The 21,987-nt window shown below is 61.9% G+C and carries 26 protein-coding genes; 13 read left to right on the top strand and 13 right to left on the bottom strand.

Annotated features, from left to right (window positions below):
* Both KW568_RS00265 and prlC read right to left on the bottom strand, forming a co-directional pair.
* Nucleotides 1-282 (bottom strand): YheV family putative zinc ribbon protein, encoded by a 282-nt coding sequence (locus KW568_RS00265; RefSeq protein ID WP_003253053.1) that lies wholly within the window; start codon nucleotides 280-282, stop codon nucleotides 1-3.
* Nucleotides 279-2,366 carry an oligopeptidase A gene (gene prlC, locus KW568_RS00260; RefSeq protein WP_011953137.1) on the bottom strand — a complete coding sequence of 696 codons (2,088 nt, stop codon included), beginning with the start codon at nucleotides 2,364-2,366 and terminating at the stop codon, nucleotides 279-281. Before prlC ends, KW568_RS00265 begins: the two co-directional genes overlap by 4 nt.
* 66 nt (nucleotides 2,367-2,432) lie before the next feature.
* On the opposite strand from prlC, the gene KW568_RS00255 reads away from it, so the two are divergent.
* Together KW568_RS00255 and KW568_RS00250 are read left to right on the top strand one after the other, a co-directional pair.
* Nucleotides 2,433-2,981: a gamma carbonic anhydrase family protein gene (locus tag KW568_RS00255; RefSeq protein WP_004575263.1), complete on the top strand. Its 549-nt coding sequence runs from the start codon at nucleotides 2,433-2,435 to the stop codon at nucleotides 2,979-2,981.
* A 59-nt stretch (nucleotides 2,982-3,040) separates the two neighbouring features.
* Nucleotides 3,041-3,691 (top strand): HAD family hydrolase, encoded by a 651-nt coding sequence (locus KW568_RS00250; protein WP_004575264.1) that lies wholly within the window; start codon nucleotides 3,041-3,043, stop codon nucleotides 3,689-3,691.
* 105 nt (nucleotides 3,692-3,796) lie between these two features.
* On the opposite strand, the gene KW568_RS00245 is transcribed toward KW568_RS00250, so the two are convergent.
* A complete protein-coding gene (locus tag KW568_RS00245; protein ID WP_004575265.1) occupies nucleotides 3,797-4,870 on the bottom strand; it encodes an aminopeptidase in 1,074 nt (357 codons plus the stop codon).
* Nucleotides 4,871-4,955: 85 nt separating this feature from the next.
* Between KW568_RS00245 and KW568_RS00240 the strand changes: the two genes are divergently transcribed.
* Complete coding sequence (locus KW568_RS00240) at nucleotides 4,956-5,369, top strand: hypothetical protein (protein ID WP_003253063.1); 414 nt, start codon at nucleotides 4,956-4,958, stop codon at nucleotides 5,367-5,369.
* A gap of 55 nt (nucleotides 5,370-5,424) precedes the next feature.
* On the top strand, nucleotides 5,425-5,838 hold the full coding sequence (locus KW568_RS00235) for a hypothetical protein (protein WP_003253065.1): 414 nt from the start codon (nucleotides 5,425-5,427) through the stop codon (nucleotides 5,836-5,838).
* Between the two features lie 35 nt (nucleotides 5,839-5,873).
* On the opposite strand, the gene KW568_RS00230 is transcribed toward KW568_RS00235, so the two are convergent.
* A complete protein-coding gene (locus tag KW568_RS00230) occupies nucleotides 5,874-6,107 on the bottom strand; it encodes a DUF1161 domain-containing protein (protein WP_003253067.1) in 234 nt (77 codons plus the stop codon).
* 75 nt (nucleotides 6,108-6,182) lie between these two features.
* On the bottom strand, nucleotides 6,183-6,608 hold the full coding sequence (locus KW568_RS00225) for an OsmC family protein (RefSeq protein ID WP_003253070.1): 426 nt from the start codon (nucleotides 6,606-6,608) through the stop codon (nucleotides 6,183-6,185).
* A 152-nt stretch (nucleotides 6,609-6,760) separates the two neighbouring features.
* On the opposite strand from KW568_RS00225, the gene KW568_RS00220 reads away from it, so the two are divergent.
* The gene (locus tag KW568_RS00220; RefSeq protein WP_003253072.1) at nucleotides 6,761-7,765 is read left to right on the top strand and encodes an LLM class flavin-dependent oxidoreductase; all 1,005 of its coding nucleotides are present in this window, start codon (nucleotides 6,761-6,763) and stop codon (nucleotides 7,763-7,765) included.
* A gap of 72 nt (nucleotides 7,766-7,837) precedes the next feature.
* Here the strand turns inward: KW568_RS00220 and KW568_RS00215 are convergent, their stop codons facing one another.
* Complete coding sequence (locus KW568_RS00215) at nucleotides 7,838-8,059, bottom strand: DUF1161 domain-containing protein (RefSeq protein WP_003253075.1); 222 nt, start codon at nucleotides 8,057-8,059, stop codon at nucleotides 7,838-7,840.
* A gap of 100 nt (nucleotides 8,060-8,159) precedes the next feature.
* Complete coding sequence (locus KW568_RS00210; protein ID WP_003253076.1) at nucleotides 8,160-8,375, bottom strand: dodecin; 216 nt, start codon at nucleotides 8,373-8,375, stop codon at nucleotides 8,160-8,162.
* Nucleotides 8,376-8,525: 150 nt separating this feature from the next.
* Between KW568_RS00210 and KW568_RS00205 the strand changes: the two genes are divergently transcribed.
* Nucleotides 8,526-8,849 carry a YqjD family protein gene (locus KW568_RS00205; RefSeq protein WP_004575266.1) on the top strand — a complete coding sequence of 108 codons (324 nt, stop codon included), beginning with the start codon at nucleotides 8,526-8,528 and terminating at the stop codon, nucleotides 8,847-8,849.
* Here KW568_RS00205 and KW568_RS00200 read toward each other — a convergent pair.
* Nucleotides 8,846-9,742, bottom strand: a complete 897-nt coding sequence (locus tag KW568_RS00200; RefSeq protein WP_004575267.1) for a LysR family transcriptional regulator — start codon at nucleotides 9,740-9,742, stop codon at nucleotides 8,846-8,848. The two genes, KW568_RS00205 and KW568_RS00200, sit on opposite strands and share 4 nt — an antisense overlap.
* A gap of 110 nt (nucleotides 9,743-9,852) precedes the next feature.
* Between KW568_RS00200 and trpB the strand changes: the two genes are divergently transcribed.
* Both trpB and trpA read left to right on the top strand, forming a co-directional pair.
* Entirely contained in the window at nucleotides 9,853-11,070 is a 1,218-nt protein-coding gene (gene trpB / locus KW568_RS00195; protein ID WP_004575268.1) for a tryptophan synthase subunit beta, read from the top strand.
* Nucleotides 11,067-11,876 carry a tryptophan synthase subunit alpha gene (gene trpA, locus KW568_RS00190; RefSeq protein ID WP_004575269.1) on the top strand — a complete coding sequence of 270 codons (810 nt, stop codon included), beginning with the start codon at nucleotides 11,067-11,069 and terminating at the stop codon, nucleotides 11,874-11,876. The genes trpB and trpA overlap by 4 nt, the downstream gene beginning before the upstream one ends.
* A 120-nt stretch (nucleotides 11,877-11,996) precedes the next feature.
* Here trpA and KW568_RS00185 read toward each other — a convergent pair whose 3' ends face one another.
* Nucleotides 11,997-12,329, bottom strand: a complete 333-nt coding sequence (locus KW568_RS00185; protein ID WP_003253084.1) for a DOPA 4,5-dioxygenase family protein — start codon at nucleotides 12,327-12,329, stop codon at nucleotides 11,997-11,999.
* A 52-nt stretch (nucleotides 12,330-12,381) separates the two neighbouring features.
* Here KW568_RS00185 and KW568_RS00180 point away from each other — a divergent pair, with 52 nt between their 5' ends.
* Nucleotides 12,382-12,999, top strand: coding sequence for an NAD(P)H-binding protein (locus tag KW568_RS00180; RefSeq protein WP_003253087.1), 618 nt, complete (start codon nucleotides 12,382-12,384; stop codon nucleotides 12,997-12,999).
* A 121-nt stretch (nucleotides 13,000-13,120) separates the two neighbouring features.
* Here KW568_RS00180 and KW568_RS00175 read toward each other — a convergent pair whose 3' ends face one another.
* Entirely contained in the window at nucleotides 13,121-14,020 is a 900-nt protein-coding gene (locus KW568_RS00175; protein WP_003253089.1) for a choline sulfate utilization transcriptional regulator, read from the bottom strand.
* 108 nt (nucleotides 14,021-14,128) lie between these two features.
* Here KW568_RS00175 and betC point away from each other — a divergent pair, with 108 nt between their 5' ends.
* The 3 genes from betC to KW568_RS00160 all read left to right on the top strand — a co-directional run bounded on the left by betC (nucleotide 14,129) and on the right by KW568_RS00160 (nucleotide 18,278).
* Nucleotides 14,129-15,646 (top strand): choline-sulfatase, encoded by a 1,518-nt coding sequence (gene betC, locus KW568_RS00170; RefSeq protein ID WP_004574914.1) that lies wholly within the window; start codon nucleotides 14,129-14,131, stop codon nucleotides 15,644-15,646.
* Between the two features lie 14 nt (nucleotides 15,647-15,660).
* A complete protein-coding gene (choX, locus tag KW568_RS00165; protein WP_003253093.1) occupies nucleotides 15,661-16,584 on the top strand; it encodes a choline ABC transporter substrate-binding protein in 924 nt (307 codons plus the stop codon).
* A 128-nt stretch (nucleotides 16,585-16,712) separates the two neighbouring features.
* Nucleotides 16,713-18,278, top strand: a complete 1,566-nt coding sequence (locus KW568_RS00160) for a SulP family inorganic anion transporter (RefSeq protein WP_004574915.1) — start codon at nucleotides 16,713-16,715, stop codon at nucleotides 18,276-18,278.
* Between the two features lie 128 nt (nucleotides 18,279-18,406).
* Here KW568_RS00160 and aroE read toward each other — a convergent pair whose 3' ends face one another.
* The 3 genes from aroE to KW568_RS00145 form a co-directional block, all read right to left on the bottom strand.
* Nucleotides 18,407-19,231, bottom strand: a complete 825-nt coding sequence (gene aroE, locus KW568_RS00155; RefSeq protein WP_004574916.1) for a shikimate dehydrogenase — start codon at nucleotides 19,229-19,231, stop codon at nucleotides 18,407-18,409.
* Nucleotides 19,232-19,256: 25 nt separating this feature from the next.
* The gene (hemF, locus tag KW568_RS00150) at nucleotides 19,257-20,168 is read right to left on the bottom strand and encodes an oxygen-dependent coproporphyrinogen oxidase (RefSeq protein WP_003253100.1); all 912 of its coding nucleotides are present in this window, start codon (nucleotides 20,166-20,168) and stop codon (nucleotides 19,257-19,259) included.
* Nucleotides 20,169-20,603: 435 nt separating this feature from the next.
* Nucleotides 20,604-20,837 carry a hypothetical protein gene (locus KW568_RS00145; RefSeq protein WP_004574917.1) on the bottom strand — a complete coding sequence of 78 codons (234 nt, stop codon included), beginning with the start codon at nucleotides 20,835-20,837 and terminating at the stop codon, nucleotides 20,604-20,606.
* A gap of 160 nt (nucleotides 20,838-20,997) precedes the next feature.
* On the opposite strand from KW568_RS00145, the gene KW568_RS00140 reads away from it, so the two are divergent.
* Nucleotides 20,998-21,975 carry an NADPH:quinone reductase gene (locus tag KW568_RS00140; protein ID WP_004574918.1) on the top strand — a complete coding sequence of 326 codons (978 nt, stop codon included), beginning with the start codon at nucleotides 20,998-21,000 and terminating at the stop codon, nucleotides 21,973-21,975.
* Nucleotides 21,976-21,987 lie beyond the last annotated feature (12 nt).

Below are 21,987 nucleotides of genomic sequence, written 5' to 3'. Positions count from 1 at the left end.
TCACTCAGCCGGCTTTTTCAGCTTCGGATTTGGGAAGAACTGCACGGTCTGCACCTTGGCCGGCGCCGCTTTCGGCGCCAGGTGGTTGACCCGGGTGCCGAGTTCCTTCGGCACCGACAAGCCCTGCTCGTTGAGGGTGTCGGTAAAGCCGCAAGCCACGCACTCGCGATGCGGTACGCCGTCGTCGTTCCACATCATCAGCTTGTCGGGCTCGCTGCACGCCGGGCACACGGCACCGGCAATGAAGCGCTTCTTGGTCTTGTTCACAGCTACCTCACTCATGCTGCAGCGTCCTCGGTGAGACCACTGTGGCGCAGCAATGCATCGATGGAAGGCTCACGGCCACGGAAGTCGACGAACAGCTCCATCGGCTCGCGCGAACCACCACGGGCCAGGATCGCCTCGCGGAAGGCGCGGCCGGTCTCGGCGTTCAGCACGCCTTCTTCCTCGAAGCGCGAGAAGGCGTCAGCCGACAGCACTTCGGCCCACTTGTAGCTGTAGTAGCCCGCCGCGTAACCGCCCGCGAAAATGTGCGCAAAGCTGTTGGGGAAGCGGTTGTAAGCCGGCGGGCGCATGACCGACACCTCGTCACGCACACCTTCGAGCACCTGCAATACGCTGCGGCCGTCGCCATGGCTGGCGTGCAGCTCGAAATCGAACAGCGAGAACTCCAGCTGGCGCACCATCATCATGCCCGACTGGAAGTTTTTCGCGGCCAGCATCTTGTCCAGCAGGTCCTGGGGCAGGGCGGCGCCGGTTTCGTAGTGACCAGAAATCAGTGCCAGGCCTTCCGGCTCCCAGCACCAGTTTTCCATGAACTGGCTTGGCAGCTCGACCGCATCCCAGGCCACGCCGTTGATGCCGGACACGCCGGCATGCTCGATGCGGGTCAGCATGTGGTGCAGGCCGTGACCGAATTCGTGGAACAGGGTGGTGACTTCATCATGGGTCAGCAAGGCGGGCTTGCCGGGCGCGGCCGGGGTGAAGTTGCACACCAGGTTGGCCACCGGGCTCTGCAGCTGGCCGCCGGCAGTGCGGCGACGGTCACGGGCGCCGTCCATCCAGGCGCCGCCACGCTTGTTGGCGCGGGCGTACAGGTCGAAGAAGAAACGGCCAACGTGCTGACCATTTTCCTTGATCTCGAACAGGCGTACGTCCGGGTGCCAGCTGTCGAAGCCCTTGAGCTCGGCGATTTCGATGCCGTACAGGCGCTGCACGATGCTGAACAGGCCGCCCAGCACCTTGTCGATCGGGAAGTAGGCGCGCAGGGCTTCCTGCGACACACTGTAGCGCTGCTCGCGCAGCTTCTCGCCAAAGTAGCCGGCATCCCAGCTGGCCAGCTCGGGGCAGCCTTGTTCGGCAGCGTAGGCCTTGAGCTGTTGCAGGTCCTGGGCGGCGAACGGCTTGGAACGCTTGGCCAAGTCACGCAGGAAGCTCAGCACCTGGTCGCTGGACTCGGCCATCTTGGTGGCCAGGCTCAGCTCGGCGTAGTTCTTGTAGCCCAGCAGTTCGGCCAGCTCCTGGCGCAGGTCGAGGATTTCGCGCATCACCGGGCCATTGTCGAACTGGCCGGCATTCGGGCCCTGGTCGGAGGCGCGGGTGCAGTAGGCGGCGTATAGCTCTTCGCGCAGGGCGCGGTCGCTGGCGTAGGTCATCACCGCATAGTAGCTGGGGAACTCGAGGGTGATCAGCCAGCCGTCCAGGCCCTTGGCCTGGGCTGCAGCGGCCATCTGCGCCTTGGCCGAATCGGTCAGGCCGGCCAGCGCAGCTTCGTCGGTAACATGCTTGGTCCATGCCTGGGTGGCGTCGAGCAGCTGATTGGAGAAACGGCTGCCCAGCTCGCTGAGCTTGCTCTGCACTTCGGCGTAACGCTGCTGCTTGTCCGCCGGCAGGTCGATACCCGACAAGCGGAAGTCACGCAAGGCGTGCTCGAGGATAGTCTTTTGCGCCACGTCGAAGCCGGCAGCCTCAGGGCTGTTGATCAGCGCCTGGTAGGCTTCGAACAGCGCGCGGTTCTGGCCCAGTTCGGTAGAGTAGGCACTCAGGGCTGGCAGGCAAGACTCGTAAGCCTCGCGCAGCTCGGCGCTGTTGCACACCGCATTGAGGTGGCTGACCGGGCTCCAGGCGGCGCCCAGGCGGTCGTTCAGTTCGTCCATGGCCAGCACCAGGCCGGCCCATGTAGGGTTCTTGCCCTGCTTTTCGAGGATCTCGGCAATGGCTTTACGGTTGTCGGCCAGGATCGCTTCGATCGCCGGCAACACGTGTTCGGCACGAATTTGCGAGAAGGGCGGCAGATCGTGGGATTGCAGAAGCGGGTTGTTCGCAGTCACGGTTTGGATACCTTGGCAGAAGAAACACTGCCCCATCTTAATTACAATCGACGCCGACCGCAGCAGGCAGCCTGCCTATCGGCACAGATGAGAGACGCTATCATGGCCATTCGCAGCTTCCAGCAACACACTCCGAAAGTTGGGCCCAGGGCCTTCGTCGACCGTTCGGCGGTGGTGCTGGGCGACGTGGAGATCGGTGAAGACAGTTCGGTCTGGCCGTTGACCGTGGTGCGCGGCGACATGCACCGCATCCGCATTGGCGCGCGCACCAGCGTGCAGGACGGCAGCGTGCTGCACATTACCCACGCCGGGCCTTTCAACCCGGACGGTTTCCCGCTGATCATCGGCGACGAAGTGACCATCGGGCACAAGGTGATGCTGCATGGCTGCACCCTGGGCAACCGTATCCTGGTGGGTATGGGCAGCACCATCATGGATGGTGCCATCGTCGAGGACGAAGTGATCATTGGCGCCGGCAGCCTGGTGCCGCCGGGCAAACGCCTGGTCAGTGGCTACCTGTACATGGGCAGCCCGGTAAAACAGGCCCGGCTGCTGAACGACAAGGAGCGCGCATTTTTCTCCTACAGCGCCGGCAACTACGTGAAGCTCAAGGACCAGCACCTGGCCGAAGGCTACGATCAACCTGAATGACCGCATTCACGGGCACGCCCGCGAAGAAGGCCACGCAGCACTCAAGTGGAACCCTGTACATGCATCAGCAAAACATCCTCTTCGACCTCGACGGCACCCTGACCGACCCACGCCTGGGCATCACTCGCTCGATCCAGTACGCCCTGGCCAAGCTGGGCATCGACGAACCGGACCTGGCCCGCCTCGAACACTTCATCGGCCCACCCCTGCTGCAGGCTTTCATGCAGTTCTACAGCTTCGACGAAGCCAAGGCCTGGGATGCGGTGAACTTCTACCGCGAGCGCTTCCGCGTGACCGGTCTTTACGAAAACCTCGTGTTCGAAGGTGTGCCGGAGTTGCTTGAGGCCCTGAACGGGCAGGGCCGCACGCTGTACATTGCCACCTCCAAACCATGGGAGTTCGCCCGCGAAATCGCTCGGCACTTTGCTTTCGATCATCACTTCAAGGTGATCTACGGCAGTGAGCTGGACGGCACGCGCACCAACAAGGTCGAGCTGATTCGCCATTTGCTGGATGAAGAAGGGCTGGACCCGGCGCACACCCTGATGATCGGGGACCGCAAGCATGACCTGATCGGCGCGCGCAGCAACGGGCTGCAGGCCGTCGCGGTGGGGTACGGGTTTGGCAGCCGGGAAGAGCTGATGGCAGAAGAACCCGCTTTCCACTTCGCCACGGTAGCCGATTTGCATCAGGCTTTTAGCAAGGCTTGAGGGCCAGCAGGGCTGCTTTGCAGCCGGTCCTCCCACATCGATCGGCGTCCGCAGGGCCTTTGTGGGCCTTGTGGCGCGATGGGCCGCAAAAGCGGCCCAAAAATCTCAACGGCTAACCATCAGACGCTGCAGCGCCGCTTTCCTTGCTTCAATCGGCAACCGCCCCAAATGCTCGACCCGCGCGTAAAACCGAACCCAATCCCCACCCACCTCACGAAACAGCGCCGCAAACGCCGGCACCCACTGGTCATATAGCCCGAACGGCAACAACTTGGCATTATTCATCGGCCCATACATCCAGGCGTCATAGCGCTTGTCACCGCCCCCCTGGCCATCACGCACCTGCCGGTATTCACGCCTCAAACGCTCAAACTCGGCCTGCTTGGCCCGGCGCTTGTGTGCATCATCCAACGGCCCCGCATAAATCGCCTGCAATCGCTCACGGCTGGCCAACACCAGGCGGATAAACTGGTCGCGCTGCTTTCCCTGATCCCCGCCAACCGCCGCCAGCCCACGCGCTGCACGCCATTGCCGCGTGCCTTCCTGCTCGACGAACGAGGCAAACGACTCATTGAACTCGGTATCGTCCTGCACATAGAAGCGCTGGTGGGCCAATTCATGAAAGATCAACGTAGCCAGGCGCTCATCGCCCCAGCCCACCATCGACGACAAAATCGGGTCATCGAACCAACCCAGGGTCGAATAAGCTTCCACGCCGCCCACGTACACATCCAGGCCATCCTGACGCATCAACGCCGCCGCGCCTCGCGCCGCGCCTTGCTGGTAGTAGCCGCGGTACGCCACGCACCCGGCAATCGGAAAGCAGTGCGTTACCGGTTGCAACGACAACTCGGGCGTGGCGAACACATTCCACACCACGTAGGGGCGTCCAAGGTCGGCGTATACCCGGTAGCTGCGGTTGTCTGGCAGTTTCAATTGCTGGCTGGCAAACAGCCGCGCCTGTTCGGCCTGTTGCAGGTGCGCGCGCAAGGGTGCGGGGGTAGCAGGGTCGGCCAATACCTGCGCTACAGGCTGCCGCGCCCGCAGCAACTGCCACTGGCCCTGCGCCAGCTGCCCGTAGTAGGCGGCATTGCTGCAACCGTTCAGCAGGAGCGCCGCAAGCAGCGGAACCAAACGGGTGAAAATGCGGTCGAGTGCCCCAAGGCCTGAGCGCTGCATAAGAAAAAGTCGAAGCATCCGGGACTGTCTGACTCGCTCAACACCATTTCGCTCCAAGACTATCTCGCCAAGGGGGAGTTTCGCCATGCGTGCATTGTTGGTCGCCGGCTCACTGTTGTTGATCTCTGCCTGTTCAACCTTGCCAGACCCAGACCCGAACCAGGCCTGGATCGACCTCACCCGTTACGACAATACGTCGCTGGACGCCGTGCAGGTAGATGAGCGTGACTGGGCTGACAGCCGCTATTTCGAGGTTCAACCCGGCAGCCACGAACTGACCGTGCGCTATCAGTTTCCGGTTAACCCCAGCAATATCGGCCCCGTCGAGGAGCCATTGTGGCGCGATTGCCAGGTCAAGCTGACCTTCAAGGACTTCAGCGCCGGGCAGCGTTATCAGCTGCAAGCCGGCAGCATTGGCTTCCGCCCTTGGATCAAACTCTACGACCACCAGCAAAAACTGCTGGGTCAAGGGCTGCCGGCGGGTTGTCAGCGCACCTGAACCGCACAAACGGCGCTATGCTTGTTACTTGTAAATCGCAAGTGGGAGTTTTGCCATGCGCCAGCCCATGATGCTGATCGCCCTCAGTGCACTGGGGGCTTGCGCCAGCCCCTTGCCGCCCGTCGACCCCAAGCAGGCCTGGGTCGATCTGTACACCATGACCCCCGGCCGGGTGATCATGGCCGACCGCCTCGACGGCAAGCGTCTGGACGATGGCCGATATTTTCAGGTGACGCCGGGCAAGCACGAACTGGTGGTGCGCTTCGATTATGAAATCTACTCGGGCGGCATCATGTCCGAGCCCAGGGACCGAACCTGCTACCTGACCGTACGCTTTGACAACTTCAAGGCCGGCGAACGCTATCGCCTGGAAGCGCGGGCGCCGGTAATGGAGCCGCAGGTGCTGCTGTATGACGCCGACCGCAAGGTGGTGGTGAACGAGCCTAGCGAAGTGTTCTGCATACCGTGAATGTGGGGCTGCCTAGCAACCCCGGGCCTTGGTGCTTATCGATCATTCTTTTGATAAATGATCTTCTTCGTCCCGCCATCGCAGGTCCCGACGACCATGTTCTGGTCCTTGACCTCGCTGTTGGGCACGATCTCCAGCGTATAGGACGAAACCCCTTGGGCCTGGATCTTGGCCTCGATCTCGGTTTTCAGCTCCTCGCAAGGCTTGACGGCCGCCAGCGCAGACGTGGCGACAAGGGAAGCCAACACAGCGATAGCTACGCGAATCATGGAACGGCTCCTGGAAAGGGCAGTGGCGCTGCCGACGTTCTTTAGACTACAGCAAACCACCACCGTTGCACCGTTTCACCCCACCAACGCCGCATCCAGGCTGATCTTCGCATTCAAAACCTTGGACACCGGGCAGCCTTCCTTCGCCTTGTTGGCAATCTCCAGGAATTGAGCCTCGCTGGCCCCCGGTACCTTGGCCCTGAGCACCAAGTGCACAGCGGTAATGGCAAAACCGTCAGCTTGCTTGTCGAGCGTCACCTCTGCAGCCGTGTCGATCCGCTCCGCAGTCAGCCCCGCCTCGCCGAGCATCATGGATAGTGCCATCGAGAAACAACCGGCATGGGCCGCGCCGATCAGTTCCTCCGGGTTGGTACCGGGCGTGCCCTCGAAACGTGTGTTGAAGCCATAAGGGTTCTGCTTGAGTGCGCCGCTTTCGGTAGAAAGCAGACCTTTTCCATCCTTCAGGCCACCTTGCCAGATCGCCGATGCTGTCTTTTTCATGATGCCTCCTGGTCACTGGGTTGCTTACCTAGGGTTCAGAGGCCTGCCGCCTGCCGCAAGTTCAGAGCAATATGCTTGCAGGCATTGAATCCAACGAATGCGCCCATACAGAATCAAAAAGGCCTCTGGCCAATCATTCTTGCGGAGGCCCCATGACGCAGCTGCGTGACCTGAAGATTTCCACCCTGGACCTGGTGCCCGTACGCGCCGACGCTGGCCCCGCGCAATCGCTGCGCAACTCGCTGGACCTGGCGCAGCATGTCGAGCGCTTTGGCTATAACCGCTTCTGGGTGGCCGAGCACCACAACATGGACGGCATCGCCAGTTCGGCGACGTCGGTGCTGATCGGCTACCTGGCCGGTGGCACCTCACGTATTCGCGTGGGCTCTGGCGGGGTGATGCTGCCCAACCATGCGCCACTGGTGATCGCCGAGCAGTTCGGCACCTTGGCCAGCCTGTATCCGGGGCGTATCGACCTTGGTCTGGGGCGTGCGCCGGGTTCGGACCAGATGACGGCCTATGCCCTGCGACGCGACCGCGCTGGCGGCCCAGATGACTTCCCGGACGATGTCGAGGAGCTTTCGCGCTACCTCGGGCCACGCACTGATGATCAAAAAGTGATCGCCGTGCCGGGGCACGACACCGACGTGCCGATGTGGTTGCTGGGATCCAGCCTGTTCAGTGCCCAGCTGGCGGGTATGCGCGGCATGCCCTACGCCTTCGCCTCGCATTTCGCGCCACGCTACATGCACGAGGCCATTCGCGTGTACCGCAACCACTTCAGGCCCTCGACCACGCTGGACAAGCCGTATGTGATGCTGGGCATCCCCATGGTGGTGGCGCAGACCGACGAGAAGGCCGAATACCTGGCCACCTCGGTTTACCAGCGCATCCTGGCGCTGATTCGTGGACAGAGCCTGATGCAGAAGCCACCCGTGGAAAGCATGGATGGGCTGTGGTTGCCCCATGAACGGGAGACGGTGGCCAGCTTCCTGGGGCTGGCCATGATCGGCAGCCCGCAGAAGGTAAAGGCCAAGGTAGAAGTGCTGCTGGAACAGACGGGTGCGGATGAGCTGATCTTTACCTGTGACCTGTATGAGCATGCGGACCGCATTCGGTCATATGAGCTGATGGCGCAGGCCCTCAAGGCCGAGTGACCCTCGACACGGGCTCGCCCGCTCCCATAGGTTGACTGTGGAAGCGGGCAAGTCCGCGAAAGGGCAAACGCATCAGCCGCGGCGGTAAACAATCTCCTTGGTCCCGGCCTCACAGCTACCAATGACCTTGCCCGCCGGGTCGCCTTTCTTGACGATCTCCAGCTTGTAGCCAGTGACGCCCTTGGCATCCAGCTTGGCCGCAATTTCCGCCTTCAGTTCCTCGCACGGTTTGCCCGCTGCCAGCGCACCACCGGCCAGGGTCATCAGGCCCAGCGCCAGAATCAGTTTGTTCATCACTCGCGTTCCTTGTGCAGATGAAATCAGAAGGGGCCCCACCAAGGCGCCCCTTTTCTGAATACCTCATCACGCCGGGATCATACAACCCAACGTTGTTTCAGCTATTGGCGATACGGAAGCCGACCTTCAGCGTGACCTGGAAATGCGCCGCTTTGTTGTCGCGGATATGGCCGCGGGTATCGACCACTTCGAACCATTCCAGGTGCTTGATGCTTTTACCGGCTTCGGCCAAAGCATTGTTTATCGCCTCTTCGATACTGGTGGGCGAAGACCCGACCAGTTCGATTTTCTTGTAGGTGTGATGATCGGTCATGAGTGCTCTCCATGGTTGACAGTGAGATTCAGCCTAGCAGCGCAGGCCTGGTTTACCTGCGAGCAGTCACTGTCAGCGAAAGTTCGATCGCACTTTCACGCAGCCCAAGGGTCGCAATCCTTACAGCCCATACTGCAAAGGAGAGTCAACATGCACCGCAACTCGCTGCGTAAAACATCCCTGGAAAGCATGGAAGCGGAGATCGAGAGCCTTCTGAAAAGCTTGGAACACCTCAAGCATGATGCGTCGGAAGAGTCCCAGAAGTCGGTGAAGGCAATCCGCAGCAACGCTGAAAGCGCACTGCGTCATTCGCGCAGCCTACTCAGCGATGCGTACGAGGAAGTGAAGCAGCGCACCCGCCAGACCGGCAAAGCCACCCGGGACTACGCCCAGGAACACCCCTACACCACCGCCGGTGTGGCCATTGGTGCGCTGGGCCTGCTGGCGGCCTACCTGATATGCAAGCGAAACTAAGCGCTCTGCCGCGCAAGTTCCGCCCGTAACCACTGCGCCAACTGCTCGGCGCGCCCGTCTGCGGCGCGCCGTGGCACCCACAATGCCAGCGCCGCCTGGGTAGGTGAGAAGCCCCAAGGCGCACTCAAACGGCCCGCCCGCAGGTCATCGGCGACCAGTGGCTGCGGTGCAATCGCCACGCCCAATCCGGCCACGGCAGCCTCCAGCAGGTAATACAGGTGCTCGAAAGCCTGACCATAGTGAATGGCCGTCGGGTCCAGGCCCTGTTGCACCGCCCAGGTAGGCCACGCTTGCGGGCGTGAAGTGGTGTGCAGCAAGGCTTCGCCCAACAATGCCTTGGCGGGCGCCCCCTGCAAGCGCTGGAAACCTGTGAAATGTGGGCTGAGCACCGGCCCGATGCATTCTTCGGCCAGCACGTGCACCTGCATGTCCGCCGGCCACGGTGGCTCGGCATACACCAGCAACGCATCCAGCCCGGGCCGCCGCGGGTCCAAGTCGCCCTCACCCGCCGACAGGTGCAAGCGCAGCTCAGGCAAATCCGCCTGCAACCGCCCCAGCCGCGGGATAAACCACCGCGCCAGCAGGCTGCCCGAGCAGCCCAGCACGAATGGCGCCTCGCTCACATCACGGCTGAGCTCGGAACACACGCTGCGCAGCCGGTCGAAGGCCTCACCGCTGGCATCGCGCAGACGCACACCGGCATCTGTGAGTTTGATGCCACGCCCGTCCTTGACGAACAGGGCTACGCCCAGATGCTCCTCAAGCACCTTGATCTGCCGGCTGACAGCGCCGTGGGTCACGTGCAGCGCTTCCGCCGCCTGGCTGACGCTGTTGAGCCTGGCTGTAGCCTCGAAGGCGCGCAGGGCATTGAGGGGAGGGAGGTCGTGGGCCATTTTACCTGTGAGTTTTTCTGACAAGTTTACGCAATCTTATCGGTTTTCAGCCGAGCTTGCCGTGGTTAGAGTAAAGCCCATCACTCATTCACTACGCCTTGGAGCGCCCCATGACCCAGTCCCAATACCGCCCCGGCCCCGACGCCAATGGCCTGTTCGGCTCGTTCGGCGGCCGCTACGTGGCCGAAACCCTGATGCCACTGGTGCTGGACCTGGCCCGCGAATACGAAGCGGCCAAGGCAGACCCCAAGTTCCTTGAAGAGCTGGCTTATTTTCAGCGCGACTACATCGGCCGCCCCAACCCGCTGTACTTCGCCGAGCGCCTGACCGAGCATTGCGGCGGGGCGAAGATTTTCTTCAAGCGTGAAGAGCTCAACCATACCGGCGCGCACAAGGTGAACAACTGCATCGGCCAAGTGCTGCTGGCCAAGCGCATGGGCAAAAAGCGCCTGATCGCCGAAACCGGCGCCGGCATGCACGGTGTCGCCACCGCCACAGTCGCCGCGCGCTTCGGCCTGCCTTGCGTGATCTACATGGGCGCCACCGACATCGAGCGCCAGCAGGCGAACGTGTTCCGCATGAAGCTGCTGGGCGCCGAGATCGTGCCGGTTACCGCCGGCACCGGCACCCTGAAAGACGCCATGAACGAAGCCCTGCGTGACTGGGTTACCAACGTCGAAGACACCTTCTACCTGATCGGCACCGTGGCTGGCCCACACCCGTACCCCGCCATGGTCCGCGATTTCCAGTCAATCATCGGCAAAGAGACCCGTGCCCAGTTGCAAGAGAAGGAAGGCCGTCTGCCAGACAGCCTGGTTGCCTGCGTCGGCGGCGGTTCCAATGCCATGGGCCTGTTCCATGAATTCCTCGAAGAGCCGAGCGTGCAGATCATCGGCGTTGAAGCCGGTGGCCACGGCGTACACACCGACAAGCATGCCGCCAGCCTGAACGGCGGCGTACCGGGCGTATTGCACGGCAACCGCACCTACCTGCTGCAGGACCAAGACGGCCAGATCACCGATGCCCACTCGATTTCCGCAGGCCTGGACTACCCGGGCATCGGCCCGGAGCACGCCTATCTGCATGAGGTGAAGCGCGTCGAGTACGTCAGCATCACCGATGACGAAGCATTGGATGCATTCCACGCAACCTGCCGTCTGGAAGGCATCATTCCAGCCCTGGAAAGCTCCCACGCCTTGGCCGAAGCGATCAAGCGCGCACCGAAGCTGCCCAAGGACCACCTGATGGTCGTGTGCCTGTCGGGCCGCGGCGACAAAGACATGCAAACCGTCATGAACCACATGGCCGCCCAGGAGAAACACGCATGAGCCGTCTTGAACAATGCTTCGCCGAGCTGAAGGCCGAAGGCCGCTCGGCACTGGTCACCTTCGTCACAGCTGGCGACCCGGGCTACGACGCCTCGTTGCAGATCCTCAAGGGCCTGCCGGCTGCTGGCGCCGACGTGATCGAGCTGGGCATGCCGTTCACCGACCCGATGGCCGATGGCGTGGCCATCCAGCTGGCCACCCTGCGCGCCCTTGAGGCTGGTCAGACCTTGGCCAAGACCCTGCAGATGGTTCGCGAATTCCGTGTGGATAACCAGACCACGCCGATCGTGCTGATGGGCTACTACAACCCTATCCACCGCTTTGGTGTGGACACGTTCGTGGCTGAAGCCAAGGCCGCGGGCGTCGATGGCCTGATCATCGTCGACCTTCCGCCAGAGCACGACGCCGAACTGGCTACCCCGGCCCAGGCTGCAGGCATCGACTTCATCCGCCTGACCACCCCGACCACCGACGACGCGCGCCTGCCGCGCGTGCTGGAGCGCAGCTCCGGGTTCGTCTACTACGTGTCGGTGGCTGGTGTAACCGGTGCAGGTTCGGCGACCACCGAGCATGTGACCGAAGCCATTGCCCGCCTGCGCCGGCATACCGATCTGCCGATCAGCGTTGGCTTCGGCATTCGCACGCCGGAACAGGCTGCGAACATTGCCCGCCTGGCCGATGGCGTGGTGGTGGGCTCGGCACTGGTCGACAAGATCGCCCAAGCCCAAAGCGCCGATCAGGCGGTGACCGATGTATTGAGCCTGTGCTCGGCATTGGCTGAAGGGGTGCGTGGCGCACGCCGCTAAACCGCGTCGTCTGCTTCGCGAGTAAACCCGCTCCTACGGGGCCAGCGCCACCCTCTGGCTCTGCGATATCGTTGTAGGAGCGGGTTCACCCGCGAAGAGGCCAGCACAGGCTACCCCCGCCTAGCCCCCAAAAATCGACAGATTCAAGGGCCGCACGGCCCCCATCCAGATCGCATGATCCCGGTGATCCGCCAGTTCATCCCCGGTTTCCGGATGCATGAATACCACCAGGCCCTTGCGGTACAGCGCCAACCAAGGCAATACCACCCCCACCACTTCGGGCCCGAACGCCAGCTGGCAACTCCAGTCCGGATGCGGCCCAACCGGTTTCTGGTGCATGCGCCCCATGGTCACGGGGAACAGCCGCGCCGCCTCCTCGCACAGTTCCCGGGCCTGCTCCATGGTGGCTGCGTCGTAATAAACGTGGGCGTGGTAACCCTTGATCCTCTGCACGATAACTCCTGATTGCGGTCCAACCATCACCACCTGCAACGGGAGTGATGCAGTGAAAAACGCCGAAACCCCAGTGTTCAAACTGGTCCTGTTCGGGCCTGAAAGCAGCCTGGGCAATGCCCTGATGGTCGAGCTGCTGTCGCGCCAGCACGAAGTCATCGCCGTGGTGGACGACCTCAACCGCCATTCACCGCGCCCGGGCCTGCACTTCAAGATAGGGGGGCTGGGTGATGCCCACCAGGCGGAGCAGGGCGCAGCGGGCGGCTCGGCGGTGATCGCCCTGTTACCAGCGCTGGCGCCGGGTGACCTGCCGGGGCAGGCACGCTTGAGCGAGGCGCTGGTGGCGGGGCTTGCGCATACGACTATACGCCGGCTGCTGCTTGTGGGCGATTTCGATGTGCTGGATGAGCCGAGCAAGTACAGCGAGATGGAACGGGATTGCGTGGCCCAAGTGGTTGATGGGTTGCAGCGCAGTGCATTGCACTGGACGCTGATCAATGCACCGCAGGAACTGGCCGGGTTGGGCATGGAGCATTTTCGCAATACCGAAGGGACGCTGGAGCCTGGGCTGGCTGAGCCGTTGCGGCGCTTGGCCAGGATCGCAGCGGGGATGGTGGACATGCTGGAGCTGGACTTGCACCGGGGCGAGCATCTGAACTTCGTGGTCTAGATTGCCGGGGCGGCTGCGCAGCCCATCGCGACGCAAGGCCGCTCCCACATGGGCCGGCGTGCGCAGTGTCTTTTTGGGAGCGGCCTTGTGTCGCGATGGGCCGCAAAGCGGCCCCAAAATCTCAAAGGCTGCGCTCCTGCTCCAACCAATCCACGAACCGCTCGATCAACGCCCCACGCCGCTTGCGCGGCGGCAAAACTGCGTAATAGCCGCGTTCCGAGCGCAAACTCCCCTCCAGCGGCCGACACAGCAACCCTTGCTCCACCAATCCATCCACCAGGTGAGCCCAGCCAATCGCCACCCCTTGCCCGGCAATCGCTGCCTGAATCAGCAAGGTATAGTTATCAAACCGCAACTGCCCCGCCGGCGGTGGGCTGTCCACACCAAACCCACGAAATACCCCCGCCCAGTCAAACCAGCGGCTGGCCTGCTCGCCCTTCAGATGCAGCAGCGGCAATCGTTGCAAAGCCACAGCTGACAAGGCTTTGCCATGAATCAAATGGGGGCTGCACACCGGGAACACTTCCTCATCGAATAGCCAGCGGCTTTCTCCTTGGTGAAAGCGTCCATCGCCAAACAGCACCGCCACATCGATGTCCGGGCGCAACATGCCCTGGCTGCGCTCACCCGTCACCAGGCTCACATCCACCTGTGGATAAGCCTGATGAAAGCGCTGCAGCCTTGGCATCAGCCAGAACGCCGCAAAGGCAAAGTCGGTGGCGACCTGCAGCACTTCGCGCTGGCCGCGCCCGCTGGCCTGGGCAATACCGTCATCCATGGTCTGCAGCCCCTGATGCACCTGTTCGAACAGCACCTGGCCAGCCTCGGTCAGCTCGATGCCCCGGTAAATGCGGTCAAACAGGCGCGTGCCCAACTGTGCCTCCAAGCGCTTCACCTGCTGGCTCACTGCCGGCTGCGTGGTACCCAACTCCAGCGCCGCAGCGGTAAAGCCACGCAGGCGTGCAGCAGCCTCGAATACGCGCAGGGTATCCAGCGACAATCCGGCAAGGTGGTCAAACATAAGCTTGGCTAATCCCAGTCATTGCCCGCCATGGGCTTTACCCATGTTATCCACAGTCGCATCTTGGTAGGCAAGCAGTTCGCATAACCCTCAACGATGGGAGCCACCATGACGCGTCCGAATATCCTGTTCATCATGGCCGACCAGATGGCCGCGCCCTTGCTACCCATCTACGGCCCTTCGCCCATCCAGATGCCGCACCTCGGCCGCCTGGCCGAGCAAGCCGTGGTGTTCGACTCGGCCTACTGCAACAGCCCACTGTGCGCGCCATCACGCTTCACCCTGGTCAGCGGTCAGTTGCCCAGCCGCATTGGCGCCTACGACAACGCGGCCGACTTCCCTGCCGATGTGCCGACCTACGCCCATTACCTGCGTCGCCTGGGCTACCGCACCGCGCTGTCGGGCAAGATGCACTTCTGCGGCCCGGACCAGTTGCACGGCTACGAAGAACGCCTGACCAGCGACATCTACCCGGCCGACTACGGTTGGGCGGTGAACTGGGACGAACCCGATGTGCGTCCAAGCTGGTACCACAACATGTCCTCGGTGCTGCAGGCCGGTCCGTGCGTGCGCACCAATCAGCTGGATTTCGACGAGGAGGTGGTGTTCAAGGCGCGCCAGTACCTGTACGACCATGTGCGCGAAAACGATGGCCGGCCATTTTGCCTGACCGTTTCGATGACGCACCCGCACGACCCCTACACCATTGCCAAACGCTACTGGGACCGCTACGAAGGTGTGGATATCCCCATGCCCCGTGCCGAGTTCAGCCAGGCAGCACTCGACCCGCACTCCCAGCGCCTGCTGAAAGTCTACGACCTGTGGAACAAGCCGCTGCCTGTGGACAAGGTCCGCGACGCCCGCCGCGCCTACTTCGGCGCTTGCAGCTATATCGATGACAATATTGGCCAATTGCTGCAGACCCTGGAGGAATGCAACCTGGCCGATGACACACTGATCGTGTTTTCCGGCGACCACGGCGACATGCTTGGCGAGCGTGGCCTCTGGTACAAAATGCACTGGTTCGAAATGTCGGCGCGGGTGCCGCTGCTGATCCATTCGCCGAAGCGCTTCGCAGCGGGCCGGGTCACTGCCTCGGTGTCGACCTGCGACCTGTTGCCAACCTTGGTCGAACTGGCTGGCGGCGCTGTGGATAAAGACCTGCAGCTGGACGGCCGCTCACTGCTGGGCCACCTGCAAGGGCAGGGCGGTCACGACGAGGTGATCGGCGAGTATATGGCCGAAGGCACCGTCGGCCCGCTGATGATGATCCGCCGCGGGCCCTACAAGTTCGTGTACAGCGAAGACGACCCATGCCTACTCTATGACCTGAGCCGCGACCCGCACGAGCGGGAGAACCTCACCGGCAGCCCGGACCACCAGGTGCTGCTGCAGGCATTTGTCGATGAAGCACAACAGCGCTGGGACATCCCCAGCCTGCGCCAGCAGGTGCTGGCCAGCCAGCGCCGCCGCCGGCTGGTGGCCGAAGCGCTGGCCATCGGCAAGCTGAAAAGCTGGGATCACCAACCACTGGTGGACGCCAGCCAACAGTACATGCGCAACCACATCGATCTCGATGACCTCGAGCGCAAGGCACGTTATCCACAGCCCGCCCCCCTGGATTGAGAAGAGAGGCCGCCATGCACAAGTTCTCCGCCGCCGTGTTCGTCCTGGCCCTGAGCGCCACCACGGCCCACGCCGCAGACAGCGATGCGCAATGCAGTACCGTGAAAATGGCCGACCCCGGCTGGAGTGATATTGCCTCGACCAATGCCGTGGCACGCCTGTTACTGGAAAGCCTGGGTTACCAGGTGAAGATCGACAGCCTGGCCGTACCGATCATCTACGGCGGCCTCAAGGACGGCCAGGTTGACGCCTTCCTCGGCAACTGGATGCCGGCGCAGCAAGGCTTCCATGACAAGTTCATCGCCAACGGCGACGTGCAGCAGCTGTCGCGCAACCTGGAGGGAACCGAGTTCACCCTCGCAGTGCCCGACTATGTGTGGAATGCCGGGGTGAAGGACTTCGCTGACCTGCAAAAACACGCCGGGCAGTTCGACAAAAAGCTGTACGGAATCGGCTCCGGCGCCCCGGCCAACCTATCGCTCAAGGCAATCATCGACAAGAATGAATTCAACCTCGGCCAGTGGAAGCTGGTGGAGTCCAGCGAGCAGGCGATGCTGGCCCAGGTCGACCGGGCGGTGAAGAAGCAGCAATTCATCACCTTCCTTGGCTGGACCCCGCACCCGATGAACGTGAAACTGAAAATGCATTACCTGACCGGTGGTGAAAAATGGTTCGGCAGCAAGGGCGAGGTATACACGCTGACCCGCAAGGGTTATCCACAAGCCTGCCCGAATGCGGCGAAGCTGCTAGGTAACCTCAAGTTCACACTGGACATGGAAAACAGCATCATGGCAGAGGTTGTGGACAAGAAGATCAGCTTCGATGAAGCGGCCAAGGCCTGGGTGAAAGCGCACCCTGAACGGTTGGATGGGTGGTTGGCCGGGGTTACCACCAAGGCCGATGGTGATGCCCTGGAGGCCGTCAAAGCCAAACTGTAATCTCAGACACGACGCGCCCCTTGTAGGAGCGGGTTTACCCGCGAATGCTGCAGTGAATGTACCGCCGTATTCGCAGGTAAACCCGCGCCTACAAGGGGACAGTGGACCTTCGGAAATGTGAATATCTCATGCATCGCATCATCCACCTGCTGCCCTTCCTCAGCTGGCTTCCCCGCCAATCGGGCCGCAGCCTGCGCCAGGACCTGCTGGTAGGCCTGAGCGGCGCCATCCTCGCCCTGCCGCAATCCATCGCCTACGCCCTGATCGCCGGCCTGCCCGCCGAATACGGGCTTTACGCCGCCATCGTGCCGGTACTGATCGCCTGCCTGTGGGGCTCTTCCTGGCACCTGATCTGCGGCCCGACAGCCGCCATTTCCATCGTGCTCTACGCCAGCATCAGCCCGCTGGCCGTGGCCGGTAGCGCTGACTACATCACGCTGGTGTTGCTGCTGACCTTCCTTGGCGGCATTTTCCAGCTGCTGCTCGGGCTGTTGCGCTTCGGCGCGCTGGTCAACTTCGTCTCCCATTCCGTTGTGCTCGGCTTCACGCTGGGTGCCGCCATCGTCATTGCCTTGGGCCAGCTACCCAACCTGCTGGGCATGGCACTGCCCAGCCAGGCCACAGCGCTGAAGACCGTGCAAGACCTGGCCAGCCACGCAGGCGAGGTCGACCTGCCGTCCTTGCTGCTGGGCCTGGCCACCGTAGTGATCGGCGTGGCCTTCAAGCTTTGGCGCCCACGCTGGCCGAGCCTGTTGATAAGCCTGATTCTGGTCAGCTTGCTGCCCTGGCTGTTGCCGGGCTTCTTTGGCCATGTGCCGCGGGTGGCAGCGTTCACCGGGCAACTCCCGCCTTTCAGCCCGCTGCCTTTGCTAGACGTGGAGCTTATGTTGCGTCTGCTGCCCAGCGCCGTTGCGGTAGGCATGCTGGGGTTGGTCACCAGCCTGTCGATTGCCCGCTCGCTATCGGCACGTTCAGAACAGCTGATCGACCCGGACCAGGAAATACGCGCACAGGGCCTGTCGAACATTGCCGGTGCATTTTTCTCTGGTTACCTGTCTGCCGGCTCCTTCACCCGCTCGGGCCTGAGCTACGAGGCGGGCGCCCGCTCACCGATGGCCGGGGTGTTTTCTGCGCTGTGGGTGGCGTTGTTCGCCGTGACCGGCGCCGGCCTGATCGCGCACCTGCCGATACCGGCCATGGCCGGCAGCATTTTGCTGATCTGCTGGGGGTTGGTGGACCACCGAGGGATCCGTGCATTGTTCCGGGTCAGCCGCTCGGAGTTTCTGGTGATGGCGCTGACGGCTGCAGCGACATTGCTGCTGGAGCTGCAGACGGCCATCTATGCCGGGGTGCTGGCTTCGCTGTTCTTCTATTTGAAGCGCACCTCACGACCACGGATCCAACAAAGCCGTGAAGGGGACGCGGATGTCTTGCGGGTAGGTGGGTCGATTTTCTTTGGTGCGGCGCATTACCTGCAGGTGCGCTTGCAGCGCTGCCAAGGGCCGCATGTAGTGATCGATGCCCGGCAGGTGAATTTCATCGATTACTCGGGTGTGGATATGTTGCACCGTGAGGCACGAAGGTTGCGGCGATTGGGGGGGAGTTTGACCTTGCACCGGGCCAGGCCCCAAGTGATCGAGGAGTTGCAGAAGCTGGAAGGGGTGGAGTTGTGCCCGATCCGGTTTGAGGAATGAGGTTGGGTCCTGGGGCTGCTTTGCAGCCCTATCGCGACGCAAGGCCGCTCCCACAGAGAGCGGCGTACGACTTACTTTGTGGGAGCGGCCTTGCGTCGCGATAGGGCCGCAAAGCGGCCCCGGCCATCTCAGCCCCGAGCGAGTTGCCGGCGCAGTTCAGCCAACACCGGCGCCGTATCCGGCCTCACGCCACGCCAGATAAAGAAGGCCTCAGCCGCCTGCTCAGCCAGCATCCCCAGCCCATCCAATACCTTGGCAGCCCCCAGCTTGGTAGCCCACTGGCAAAACGGCGTCGGCTCCTTGCCATACATCATGTCGTAGCAAACCGTACGACCCGCCTCGACCAGACTGTCGGCAATAGGCGGCAACTCCCCGGCCAGGCTCGCCGAGGTGGCGTTGATGATTACATCCACAGGCTCCTGCAACCAGGCAAACCCGCTGGCCACCACCGGCCCCAGTTCATCGAACTCGCGCGCCAGCTGCTCGGCCTTTTCCACGGTACGGTTGGCAATCACCAGCGACTGCGGCTTGTGCGCCAGAATAGGCTCCAGCACGCCGCGCACGGCGCCACCGGCACCGAGGATGAGAATGCGCTTGCCCGCCAGCTCGACCCCGGCATTCACCGTCAGGTCGCGCACCAGGCCAGCGCCGTCGGTGTTATCGCCCTGCAGGGTGCCATCAGCCAGCTTGCTCAGCGTGTTCACTGCGCCTGCGCGCCGGGCACGCGGGGTCAGGCTGTCGCACAGGCGGTAGGCCTCTTCCTTGAACGGCACGGTGACATTGCCGCCATTGCCTTGCTTGAAGAAGCCGCGCGCGCAGTCGCTGAACTCGTCCAACGGCGCCAGCAAAGTGGCATATTCCAGGTCCTGACCGGTCTGCTCGGCGAACAGGCGGTGGATCAGCGGCGACTTGCTGTGGCCAATGGGGTTACCAAAAACGACGTACTGGTCCATGACGGCTCCTTGGTTATCCACAGGCTTACTGGCCGAGCCAGTCGCGGTCCTGCAGGAAATACTCGGTCAGGCGCGCTTCTTCGCTGCCGGGTGCAGCCTTCCAGTCGTAGCCCCAGCGCACCTGAGGCGGCAGCGACATGAGGATGGACTCGGTGCGGCCACCGGATTGCAGGCCGAACAGGGTGCCACGGTCGTAGACCAGATTGAACTCCACGTAGCGGCCGCGGCGGTATTCCTGGAACTCGCGCTGTTGCGGGGTGTAAGGCGTGTCTTTGCGGCGCTGGACGATCGGCAGGTAGGCGTTGATGTAGGCATCGCCGATGGCGCGGATGAAGGCGAAGCACGTGTCGAAGTCCCACTCGTTCAGGTCATCGAAGAACAAGCCGCCGATACCACGTGGCTCACCACGGTGCTTGAGGTGGAAGTAGCGGTCGCACCAGGCCTTGTAGCGTGGGTACACATCGGCGCCAAACGGCGCGCAGGCCTGCTCGGCCACTCGGTGCCAGTGAACGCAGTCTTCTTCGTTGCCATAGTATGGCGTCAGGTCAAAGCCGCCGCCGAACCACCATACGGCCTCTTCACCTTCCTTTTCGGCGATGAAGAAGCGAACGTTGGCGTGGGAAGTCGGCACATGCGGGTTGTGCGGGTGTATCACCAGCGACACGCCCAAGGCTTCGAAGCCACGGCCTGCCAGCTCGGGGCGGTGGGCACTGGCCGACGGCGGCAGGCCGGCACCAAACACATGGGAGAAGTTGACCCCGCCTTTTTCGATCACGTTGCCCTCACCGATAACCCGCGTGCGGCCCCCGCCACCGGCTTCGCGCACCCAGGCGTCCTCGACGAAGCGGGCACCGCCGTCTTCTGTTTCGAGGGCAGAGCAGATGCGGTCTTGCAGGTCGAGCAGGTAGGCTTTCACGGCCTCGGTGCGGCTAGTCATCGGGTCACCAGGAAGGAGCGAGGAAAATTCGCCACGTAGCATAACACCGGCCGACGCCGCGTCGTAGTTGACGATGGTCAAGCAAAGAGGGCATTGAGTTATCTTGAGGCACACTAAACTCAAAATGATGTCATTTTGCTTATGGGTACATGCTTACCGATCCGATCATTACGACCCAAGCTCTGTATGAAACGTCTTGAGAGGCCGCTCAGGCATGGCGAAAACAGCCGAGGAAGCGGAGTTTTACTGGAGTAAATGAGTATTCCTAAGCTATTTTCAACACAGCATGACTAAGTGTAAAGGCGTTTAGTACAGAGCCTAAAGTTTCTAACGCCGTGAATATATCGAAAAACATTGCATCTAACAAAAAAATCTGGAAGTTAAGAAGATGTAGCCTTTCCAAACTTCCAGATCAATGCAAAAACAGCCGTTGATTTAGAAATATGATTTTTTTGAATCTTGGTCGGGAACTGAAATCAGCAGATGAGCTTGCTCCCCACGAAAATCCTTGTAAATAAGTTTTCCAGTTTGATAATAACTATTCGTTGTCCAAACATGGGTGCCTATTTCCATATGCTCAAAAATGTATTTCAATTGTTCTTGCGGTAGGTACACCCTCTCAGGTTCACCGCTTTCTAGGATCATAGTCATAGTATACTCAATATCCATTTTCAACTCCCTCTTAATTAGTTGTCTTGCGAATAAGATCTTGAACCTTCATTTTTCTTATAACAACTGACAGAAAACTCAGTTGACTACAACCAAGCAGCTGTGTTAAGGGGCTACTATTTAGTATCTACAGATTTCGATCCAACTAAAGGAGCGTGTGATGGCAAAGCGTATCCAGTTCACTCAGCATGGCGGCCCGGAAGTATTGCAGCTGGTGGAATTCGCCCCGACCCCGCTCGGCCCACAGCAGGTGCGTGTGCGTAACCATGCAATCGGCTTGAACTTCATCGATACCTACTTCCGCAGCGGGCTGTATGCGCCGCCGTCCCTGCCTTCTGGCCTGGGTACTGAAGCTGCGGGCGTGGTCGAGGCGGTGGGCGAGGGTGTGACCCGGCTCAAGGTCGGCGACCGCGTGGCCCATGCCGGCGGCCCTCTGGGGGCGTACAGCGAAGTGCATACGCTGCCGGAGGCCAACCTGGTCAAGCTGCCCGACAACATCAGTTTCGAGCAAGCGGCGGCGGTGATGCTCAAGGGTTTGACCGTGCAGTATCTGCTGAAGCAGACCTATGAGGTGAAACCGGGTGATGTGATTCTGTTCCACGCGGCGGCTGGCGGCGTGGGTTCGCTGGCGTGCCAGTGGGCCAAGGCCCTGGGCGCCAAGCTGATCGGCACCGTGAGCTCTGCCGAGAAGGCCGAACGGGCTAAAGCGCTGGGGGCTTGGGCCACCATCGACTACAGCCATGAAGATGTGGCCAAGCGCGTACTGGAGCTGACCGACGGCAAGAAATGCCCGGTGGTGTATGACGGCGTGGGTGCCGACACCTGGCTGACCTCGCTGGACTGCCTGCGCCCGCGCGGGTTGATGGTGAGCTTTGGCAACGCTTCCGGTGCGGTGAGCGGGGTGAACCTGGGGATCCTGGCGCAGAAGGGCTCGCTGTATGTCACCCGGCCGACCTTGGCCACCTATGCCAACAATGCCGAGAACACCCAGGCCATGGCCGATGACCTGTTTGCGATGATTGCGAGCGGGAAGCTGGTTGTGGATATCCAGCAGCGGTATCCACTGAGCGAGGCGGCCAAAGCGCAGGCAGAGCTGTCGGCGCGGCGGACTGTAGGATCGACTGTACTAATCCCCTGAGCCACACACATT

This window comes from Pseudomonas sp. HD6515, assembly GCF_024971855.1.
GTDB classification, from domain to species: Bacteria; Pseudomonadota; Gammaproteobacteria; order Pseudomonadales; family Pseudomonadaceae; genus Aquipseudomonas; species Aquipseudomonas alloputida.
This window is presented reverse-complemented; position numbering and strand designations above follow the sequence as displayed.

Coding starts and splice junctions, on each gene's coding strand:
- KW568_RS00265 (WP_003253053.1), bottom strand. CDS start 282: ATGAGTGAGGTAGCTGTGAACAAGACCAAGAAGCGCTTCATTGCCGGT.
- prlC (WP_011953137.1), bottom strand. CDS start 2,366: ATGGGGCAGTGTTTCTTCTGCCAAGGTATCCAAACCGTGACTGCGAAC.
- KW568_RS00255 (WP_004575263.1), top strand. CDS start 2,433: ATGGCCATTCGCAGCTTCCAGCAACACACTCCGAAAGTTGGGCCCAGG.
- KW568_RS00250 (WP_004575264.1), top strand. CDS start 3,041: ATGCATCAGCAAAACATCCTCTTCGACCTCGACGGCACCCTGACCGAC.
- KW568_RS00245 (WP_004575265.1), bottom strand. CDS start 4,870: ATGCAGCGCTCAGGCCTTGGGGCACTCGACCGCATTTTCACCCGTTTG.
- KW568_RS00240 (WP_003253063.1), top strand. CDS start 4,956: ATGCGTGCATTGTTGGTCGCCGGCTCACTGTTGTTGATCTCTGCCTGT.
- KW568_RS00235 (WP_003253065.1), top strand. CDS start 5,425: ATGCGCCAGCCCATGATGCTGATCGCCCTCAGTGCACTGGGGGCTTGC.
- KW568_RS00230 (WP_003253067.1), bottom strand. CDS start 6,107: ATGATTCGCGTAGCTATCGCTGTGTTGGCTTCCCTTGTCGCCACGTCT.
- KW568_RS00225 (WP_003253070.1), bottom strand. CDS start 6,608: ATGAAAAAGACAGCATCGGCGATCTGGCAAGGTGGCCTGAAGGATGGA.
- KW568_RS00220 (WP_003253072.1), top strand. CDS start 6,761: ATGACGCAGCTGCGTGACCTGAAGATTTCCACCCTGGACCTGGTGCCC.
- KW568_RS00215 (WP_003253075.1), bottom strand. CDS start 8,059: ATGAACAAACTGATTCTGGCGCTGGGCCTGATGACCCTGGCCGGTGGT.
- KW568_RS00210 (WP_003253076.1), bottom strand. CDS start 8,375: ATGACCGATCATCACACCTACAAGAAAATCGAACTGGTCGGGTCTTCG.
- KW568_RS00205 (WP_004575266.1), top strand. CDS start 8,526: ATGCACCGCAACTCGCTGCGTAAAACATCCCTGGAAAGCATGGAAGCG.
- KW568_RS00200 (WP_004575267.1), bottom strand. CDS start 9,742: ATGGCCCACGACCTCCCTCCCCTCAATGCCCTGCGCGCCTTCGAGGCT.
- trpB (WP_004575268.1), top strand. CDS start 9,853: ATGACCCAGTCCCAATACCGCCCCGGCCCCGACGCCAATGGCCTGTTC.
- trpA (WP_004575269.1), top strand. CDS start 11,067: ATGAGCCGTCTTGAACAATGCTTCGCCGAGCTGAAGGCCGAAGGCCGC.
- KW568_RS00175 (WP_003253089.1), bottom strand. CDS start 14,020: ATGTTTGACCACCTTGCCGGATTGTCGCTGGATACCCTGCGCGTATTC.
- betC (WP_004574914.1), top strand. CDS start 14,129: ATGACGCGTCCGAATATCCTGTTCATCATGGCCGACCAGATGGCCGCG.
- choX (WP_003253093.1), top strand. CDS start 15,661: ATGCACAAGTTCTCCGCCGCCGTGTTCGTCCTGGCCCTGAGCGCCACC.
- KW568_RS00160 (WP_004574915.1), top strand. CDS start 16,713: ATGCATCGCATCATCCACCTGCTGCCCTTCCTCAGCTGGCTTCCCCGC.
- aroE (WP_004574916.1), bottom strand. CDS start 19,231: ATGGACCAGTACGTCGTTTTTGGTAACCCCATTGGCCACAGCAAGTCG.
- hemF (WP_003253100.1), bottom strand. CDS start 20,168: ATGACTAGCCGCACCGAGGCCGTGAAAGCCTACCTGCTCGACCTGCAA.
- KW568_RS00145 (WP_004574917.1), bottom strand. CDS start 20,837: ATGGATATTGAGTATACTATGACTATGATCCTAGAAAGCGGTGAACCT.
- KW568_RS00140 (WP_004574918.1), top strand. CDS start 20,998: ATGGCAAAGCGTATCCAGTTCACTCAGCATGGCGGCCCGGAAGTATTG.